The organism is Micromonospora sp. NPDC001898 (genome assembly GCF_042891255.1).
GTDB lineage: Bacteria > Actinomycetota > Actinomycetes > Mycobacteriales > Micromonosporaceae > Micromonospora.
Genome location: NZ_JBIATC010000006.1, coordinates 68,218 through 74,497 on the forward strand (window position 1 = coordinate 68,218; position 6,280 = coordinate 74,497).

The window sequence follows — 6,280 nt, forward strand, 5'->3', positions numbered from 1 at the left end:
TTACCGGCCGGCCGGGTTGCCGTCGGGGCCCTGCGGCGGCCCGGCGAGGTGTTCTCTTCGGGACCGGTCCTCGGCGGGGGTCGGCGGCCCGACGTCCGCGCGGCACCCCGACGGATCGTTCGAACACCTGTACGATAACCGCCATGGCGGCAGCAGCGCGGTCGACCGGCCGGTCCGGGGCAATGTGCATCACTCGTCGACTCACCGATATCTGCGGTCCCTCCTTCGCCCGTTTCGCCGGGGCGGCCGACGAGGTTGCCGGGCGGCTGGCCCGGTGGGTTGCGGTGCCCGGCGATCCGTCCGCCGCGGCCGAGGTGCTCCGGCTGGCCGCCGCCCACGACCTGACGGTGGTGCCCCGGGGTGCCGGCACGAAGATCGACTGGGGTGCCGCCCCGGAGCAGGTCGACATCATGCTCGACACCGGCCGGCTGGCCGGCATCGGCCACCAGCCGGCGGGCGTTCGGGTGGCCGAGATCGGCGCGGGCACCCCGCTGCGCGCGGCCCAGGCGGTCCTGGAACGGGCCGCGCAGCGCCTCGCCCTCGACGCGCCCTCGCCCGGTGCGACGGTGGGCGGGGTGCTGGCCGCCGACGAGTCCGGCCCACTGCGGCACCGCCACGGCGCCCCCTGCGACCAACTGGTCGGGGTGCGCTACCTGGCCGCCGACGGCGAGCTGACCAGCGCGGGCGGCGGCACGCCCGGTCTGGAGCTGGCCCGGCTGCTCTGCGGCTCGCAGGGCGGCCTCGGGGTGCTGGTTTCGGCCACCCTGCGGGTGCAGCCGGTGCCGGCCAGTCAGGTCTGGGTCACCCGCCCGGTGGGGAGCCCGTTGGAGCTGCCCGATCTGGTCCGGGCGGTGCTCGCCGCCCGGCTCGACCCGGCGGCCGTCGAGCTGGACCTGCCGGCCCGGGCGAGCCGGGCGCGCCCGGCGCCGCACCCCGACGACCCGGCGGCGGCTGCCCGTGCCAGACACCCCTCGATGTTCCGCCGGGCGGCGCCGCCGGCCGGGGCGGGCACCCTGACGGTGCTGCTGGAGGGCGGCCCCGCCGACGTCTCCGAACGGGTGGATAGCCTGCTCGCCCTGCTGGGCGACGAGGCAACCGTCGACCACTCGGCACCGACGTGGTGGCGGAGCTATCCGTTCGGCCCCGGCGAGACCGCGCTGCGCATAGAGGTGCCGACCACCGACCTCCACGCGGCCGTCTACGCGCTGCGCGACGCGGCCGGTGGCCCGGTCCCGATCCGAGGCTCTGCCGGGCAGGGCGTGGTGCACGCGGCCCTGCCCGGCTCCCTGCCCGCCGAGCGGGTGGCGTCGATCGTCACCGGGGTGCGCCGGGTGCTGCTCGCCCGGCGTGGCCGGTGCGTCGTGGTGGCGGCGCCGTTACCGGTGCGCCAGGCGGTCGATCTCTGGGGCGAGCTGGCCTCACTGCCCAGGCTGCGGGCGGCGAAGGAATACCTCGACCCGCACCAGCGCCTCGCCCCCGGCCGCCTCCCCGGCGGCCTGTGACGGCTGCATCCTCCGCGCCAGGGGACATGGCAGCCGTTCCGGTCATGCGGAGGCGCTCAGTCCAGCCACCACCGGTGCATGTCGCCGACGGCGGGGAGGAGGCGTAGCAGGGGTAGGGCAACCGCGCTGACGATCCCCGCCAGCAGCAGGGCCCTGGCCTGGCGGGACAGCGCATGCCAGGTCCGGGCGAGCAGCGGCAACGAAACCATGGCCAGAGCTGGGCTGACCAGGAAGCCGACCAGGTAGAGCAGCGCGACCAAGGCGTAGAGCCAGGTGAACGGGTTCACGCCGGACGGGCCGAAGGGGATTAGATCCTTCGGGTCGTAGCGGCCGGTGAGCATGTCAGCGGGACCGGCCCCAGTTGCGGCCATCCGTCCGAGGTAGAGGACGGCTACCAGCAGGAAGGCACCCGCGAAGGCCAGGTGGATCGTGGTCAGCAGCCGGACCGATGACGGGGCCCGCGCGCCAAAGGCCGCCGGCGTCGACATGGGTGCGGGACAGCCGCCAGGGCCCCGGCGAAGTCGTGAGGGTCTCCGGCTTGGCGGGCCCCAGGGGATGCGCGCGCTGCCGGCACCATCAGCCCCTGCCGGGTTGGCCCCTGTCGGGTCGGTCTGCCCTGCGTTGGTCCCTATGGAGCTGCCCCGTTTGTGCTGTGGATGGAGTGGGAGCGTGGACGGGGCAGCTCCATAGGAACCGAAGGGCAAGTCCCCGACCGGGTGGGGCGTATTCGTCCGGATGCCGTCCGACTGCCCGGTGCACGGGCGGTATGGGGCGATGTAGCGGCGACCTCCCGCGACTTTGCCGGGGCCGTGGGGCAGCCGCAGGCAACCGGGTCTGACGTTCTCCCTCCCGGGGCGCTCCGCTCTGGGCTCAGAGCCGGTCGTTGCGCAGCACCAGGATGGCGATGTCGTCGCGGGGGGCCTCGACCGAGAACCCGATCGCGGTCGAGCGCAGCCGGGCGGCCACCACGTCGGCCGAGTACCCGGCCAGCGGCGCGGCGGACTCGCGCAGCCGATCGGTGCCGAACAGTTCCCGGCCCCGCCTGCGCTCGGTCACCCCGTCGGTGTAGAAGATCAGCGAGTCGCCGGGGGCGAGCGTGACCTGTGCCGTCGGCGAGCTGATCGCGTCGAGCAGGCCGAGCGCGGTGCCGGTGGCCCCGACGAAGTCGGCCCCGTCGCCGGCCCGCAGCAGCACCGGCCGGTCGTGTCCGGCCAGGTGCAGGGCCACGTCCAACCGGTCGCCGGCGCCCGGCCCGACCGCCGCCAGCGCCAGCGTGCAGTAGCGCCCGCCGCCCCGCTCGACCAGCGTCTCGTTGAGCCGGCCCAAGACCTCCGGCAGCGGCTTGCCGTCGCCGACCAGCACCCGGATGACGTCCCGGACCAGCCCGGTGACCGCAGCCGCCTCGACCCCCTTGCCGGACACGTCGCCGACCACCACCAGCCAGCGCCTGTCGGGCAGCGGGAGCACGTCGTAGAAGTCGCCGCCGACCTCCGCGTCGTCCCCGGTCGGCACGTACTCGGCGGCGAAGCCGATGCCTTCGACGACCGGCAGGGCCGGCGGCAGCAGCGACTGTTGGAGGGTCTGCGCCACCCTGCGCCGCTCGGCGTGGATGCGGGCGTTCTCGATGGCCAGCGCGGCCCGCCGGGCCACGTCCTCCAGCACGGCGACCTCGTCCGGGTCGTGCCGGTGGCGCTGGTGCCGGCCGACCGCCAGGGTGCCCAGCCGCTGGCCGCGCGCCACCAGCGGGACGGCGAAGCCCTCCATCGGCCCGCCGAGCGGCACCTGCGACCCGGTCCGGGACGCCTCGCGCAGCCGGGCCTGCACCGAGTCCGCCCCCGTCTCCCGGAGCACCTTGTGCAGCTGCGGCAGCACCGACTCGTCGGCGTGGGTGGCCGCCGCGAGCCGTAACTGCCCCCACTCGTCGGCGGTGTGCACCGCGCACCACTGGCCGAGGCGGGGGACCACGAGCTGCGGGATCAGTGCCATGGTCAGCTCGACGTCCAGGGACTGGGCCAGCAACTCGCTCGCCTCGGCGAGGAACGTCAGCCAGGCCTGCCGGCGGACGTTGGCCCGGCGCAGCCGGTCGTTCTCCAGGTGCAGCGAGAGCCGCTCGGCGGTCAGCACCGCCAGCGGCCGGGCGTACGTCGAGGGGGCGGCGTCCAGCTCCAGCTCCCCGGCGTACGGCCGGTGCACCGCCAGCGGCACCAGGAGCAGCTCGTTTCCGGCCCGCGGGGCGCGACCGTAGCGGGCCAGCACCTGGGTGCCCTGCCCGTCACCCCGGTCCAGCCGGACCGCGCCGCCGGCCGCGCCGACCATCTCGGCCAGCCGGGTGAGCAGGTCGGTGGTGAACTCGGGCAGCGGGTCCTCGGCGTACTGGTCGGGAGCGGTCTGCATCAGCTCGCTCATCGCCCCGGCGCTCGGCCCGGGGTGCTCGGTGGCCGGACCGTCGCCGGAGCGGATGGTCGCCAGGCCCCACCCGCCGGCGGGCGGCGGGCCGGGGGTGACCGGCCGTCCGGCGGCGTCGCGCCGGTCGAGCCGGAACCACACCCCCTTGCCCGTGGGCAGGTACGTGGTGCCCCACCGGCTGGCGAAGTGGTCGACCAGCAGCAGCCCGCGGCCCCGCTCGGAGACCTCGTTGATCTCGGAGCTGTCGTTGCGGACGCCCACGGTCAGCTCGTCGACCGTTCTGGCGGCGAAGTCGGAGACGGTGACGGTCAGCCCGACGTCGTCGGCGACGACCTCGATGTCCAGTTCCGTGCGGGCGTGCTCGACGGCGTTCGTGGTCAGCTCGGTGGTCAACAGCAGGGCCTCGTTGAGCAGGTCGTCGAGGCTCGCGGCGGCCAGCACGGACCGGACCAGGGCGCGCGCGGCGGCCGGCGTACGCCGGTCGGCGGGCAGCCGTACCCGGCGGACGCGCTCGTCCGGACCGCCTGAGGTCGCCGGTCCCGCCTCCGCTGACACCTTCGTATCCTCCACCGCGGCCCGGCCGTAAGCCAAGCCGACCCGGATGCCGCCACGAGGGGCGTACCCCGCCCGGGGGACCGCCGGACGGCGTCGGCTCCGGCGGCCGTCGTCCCGGCCGGCCCCGTTCCCCTGAGCCGTGAGCTGCTTCGACGCGTGGGCGACCCGGCGGGCGGCGCGGCGCGGCATCGACGCTCGGCCGGGCACAATGATGGGATGGCCGGTGTGCCGGCAGGCCCCCGGCGGTCCCGAACTGAGCGAGGAATGATGACCACGGCGAAACACTCGGTAGCCGCGGACCCGTCCGCGCCGGACCAGGCCGCCCTACTCAGCGAGCTGGCGGAGGCGCTGCGCCGGGTGCGCGGCGGTGACCTGAAGGTCCGCCTGCCCCGTCGGGCGGGCGCGGCCGGCGAGGTGGCGGACGCGTTCAACGACGTGGTGGCGCTCCAGGAGCGGCAGCACCTGGACCTGCGCCGGATCAGCCGGATCGTCGGCCGGGACGGCCGGCTCACCGAGCGTCTCGACGAGGAGGGGCTGGAGGGCTTCTGGGCGGAGGGGCAGCGCGCGGTCAACTCGCTGATCGACGACCTCGGCCGCCCGACCACCGAGATCGCCCGGGTGATCGTGGCCGTGGCCGACGGCGACCTCTCCCAGCACATGGCGCTGGAGATCGACGGCCGGCCGCTGCGCGGCGAGTACCTGCGGATCGGCCGCACGGTCAACACGATGGTCGACCAGCTCTCGTCCTTCTCCAACGAGGTGACCCGGGTGGCCCGGGAGGTGGGCACCGAGGGCAAGCTCGGCGGCCAGGCCGATGTGCGCGGGGTGGCCGGCACCTGGAAGGACCTCACCGACTCGGTGAACACCATGGCGTCGAACCTGACCGGCCAGGTGCGGTCGATCTCGCAGGTGGCGACGGCGGTGGCCAAGGGCGACCTGTCGCAGAAGATCACGGTCGGGGCGCGTGGCGAGGTCGCCGAGCTGGCCGACACGATGAACTATCTCACCGACACGCTGCGACTCTTCGCCGAGCAGGTGACCCGGGTAGCCCGGGAGGTGGGCACCGAGGGCAAGCTCGGCGGCCAGGCGGAGGTGCCGAACGTCGCGGGCACCTGGAAGGACCTCACCGACAGCGTCAACTCGATGGCGTCGAACCTGACGGCCCAGGTGCGCAACATCGCCCAGGTGTCCACGGCCGTCGCCCGGGGCGACCTGTCGCAGAAGATCACCGTCGCCGCGCAGGGCGAGATCCTGGAGCTGAAGGACACCGTCAACACGATGGTGGACCAGCTGTCGTCGTTCGCCGACGAGGTGACCCGGGTGGCCCGCGAGGTCGGCATCGAGGGCAAGCTGGGCGGCCAGGCCCAGGTGCGTGGGGTCTCCGGCACCTGGCGGGACCTCACTGAGAACGTCAACCAGCTCGCCGGCAACCTGACCAGCCAGGTCCGCAACATCTCCCAGGTCTCCACGGCCGTCGCCAAGGGCGACCTGAGTCAGAAGATCACCGTGGACGCGCAGGGCGAGATCCTGGAGCTGAAGAACACGGTGAACACGATGGTGGACCAGCTGTCGTCGTTCGCGGACGAGGTGACCCGGGTGGCCCGCGAGGTCGGCACGGAGGGCAAGCTGGGCGGTCAGGCGCAGGTGAAGGGCGTCTCGGGCACGTGGCGGGACCTGACGGACAACGTGAACTCGATGGCGTCGAACCTGACGTCGCAGGTGCGCAACATCGCGTCGGTGACCACGGCCGTCGCGAAGGGCGACCTGTCGCAGAAGATCACCGTGGACGCCCGGGGCGAGATCCTGGAGTTGAAGTC

The 6,280-nt window shown here is 74.3% G+C and carries 4 protein-coding genes; 2 read left to right on the forward strand and 2 right to left on the reverse strand.

Annotated features, from left to right (window positions below):
• Positions 1-143 precede the first annotated feature (143 nt).
• Positions 144-1,502, forward strand: coding sequence for an FAD-binding oxidoreductase (locus ACFYZF_RS15635; RefSeq protein ID WP_387020605.1), 1,359 nt, complete (start codon positions 144-146; stop codon positions 1,500-1,502).
• 56 nt (positions 1,503-1,558) lie between these two features.
• On the opposite strand, the gene ACFYZF_RS15640 is transcribed toward ACFYZF_RS15635, so the two are convergent.
• Both ACFYZF_RS15640 and ACFYZF_RS15645 read right to left on the reverse strand, forming a co-directional pair.
• Positions 1,559-1,990 carry a hypothetical protein gene (locus ACFYZF_RS15640; RefSeq protein WP_387020608.1) on the reverse strand — a complete coding sequence of 144 codons (432 nt, stop codon included), beginning with the start codon at positions 1,988-1,990 and terminating at the stop codon, positions 1,559-1,561.
• 382 nt (positions 1,991-2,372) lie between these two features.
• Positions 2,373-4,463, reverse strand: coding sequence for a SpoIIE family protein phosphatase (locus tag ACFYZF_RS15645; protein WP_387020611.1), 2,091 nt, complete (start codon positions 4,461-4,463; stop codon positions 2,373-2,375).
• A 267-nt stretch (positions 4,464-4,730) separates the two neighbouring features.
• On the opposite strand from ACFYZF_RS15645, the gene ACFYZF_RS15650 reads away from it, so the two are divergent.
• A partial coding sequence (locus ACFYZF_RS15650; protein WP_387020614.1) for a HAMP domain-containing protein occupies positions 4,731-6,280 on the forward strand: 1,550 nt, incomplete at its 3' end.